Raw genomic sequence first — 674 nt, forward strand, 5'->3', positions numbered from 1 at the left:
CGCCTCCTGGATGCTTTGTTGCGCGAAGGAGTTGCGGACGCTGTGCAGACGCTGCTTTTGCACACCGAGATCGGCCGTGATCTGGCGCAGCCTTGTGGCCAGGGCGACGAGGTGCTGCTGATCGGCGGATGGCGGGGGCGTCGCCACCATGCGCTTGGCGTCGGCGAAGCGCGCGATCATCATCGCGTCGATACGGTCGGTCTTTTCCAGATACCCCATCGCTTCGGCGAACTTGCGGACCGACCGGGCATTGGCGATGGCGCAGGGCTGGCCCGCCTGCCACAGGGCGGGCTGCTCGAGACCGCCGCTGGCCTCCATCACCACCAGCGCCGCATGATGGGCGCGACACCAGGCCCCAAGCTCGGCAACACCTTCGGCGGTGTTGGCAAAGCGTTGATGGCCGGCCGGCTCGATCCAGGCATCGAGCCACGACTTGGATACGTCCACTCCACAAAAGATCGTCATCACGGTAACCTGCCTTGTCTGTACGACTGCGGATCAAGCGACTGTTCGGTTGTACGTGACTGCGGCGATGATCCCTGGCTCCCGCACGGTTGCTGCCAGAGGGTGATCGGGCGACATCGCCGGAACACCGGGGTGGGCGGCCGCCCACCCCGGTGTTCCATCGCTTCCAACCGGACAATCAGCACATCGTCCAGATACAAGGGTGAGGG

General features: G+C 65.0%; 1 protein-coding gene. It reads right to left on the reverse strand.

Annotation, left to right across the window (positions count from 1 at the left end; translation table 11 throughout):
• On the reverse strand, window positions 1–465 hold a 465-nt coding region (locus SAS01S_RS22015), incomplete at its 3' end, for an IS110 family transposase (RefSeq protein ID WP_245657077.1).
• Window positions 466–674: the final 209 nt, after the last annotated feature.

Origin of the sequence: Sphingomonas asaccharolytica NBRC 15499, assembly GCF_001598355.1 — a bacterium.
GTDB lineage: Bacteria > Pseudomonadota > Alphaproteobacteria > Sphingomonadales > Sphingomonadaceae > Sphingomonas > Sphingomonas asaccharolytica.